The organism is Exiguobacterium sp. s143 (genome assembly GCF_018618895.1).
GTDB classification, from domain to species: domain Bacteria; phylum Bacillota; class Bacilli; order Exiguobacteriales; family Exiguobacteriaceae; genus Exiguobacterium_A; species Exiguobacterium_A abrahamii.
Map to the genome: position 1 here is coordinate 1 of NZ_JACSMX010000017.1, position 247 is coordinate 247.

Consider the following 247-nt stretch of genomic DNA (forward strand, 5'->3'; position numbering starts at 1 on the left):
TGGCGACATGTGGAGCTGAGTGATACTAATCGGTCGAGGCCTTGTTCTAGCAGATGCTTGTTGATGACTTCAGTTTTGAGGGCGCGAGCCTTTCAAAAAAACGAAAAAAAGTCTTGACGTTATGTGAACATAATGTTAAGATAATAAATGTCTGGTGGCGATAGCCAAGTGGTCACACCCGTTCCCATGCCGAACACGGAAGTTAAGCACTTGAACGCCGAAAGTAGTTGGGGGCTTCCCCCTGTGA

Annotated in this window: 1 rRNA gene; it reads left to right on the top strand. The window is 47.0% G+C overall.

Annotation, left to right across the window (positions count from 1 at the left end):
• Nucleotides 1–150 precede the first annotated feature (150 nt).
• Nucleotides 151–247: ribosomal RNA gene (gene rrf, locus KNQ03_RS16950) — 5S ribosomal RNA — on the top strand; the annotation flags it as partial.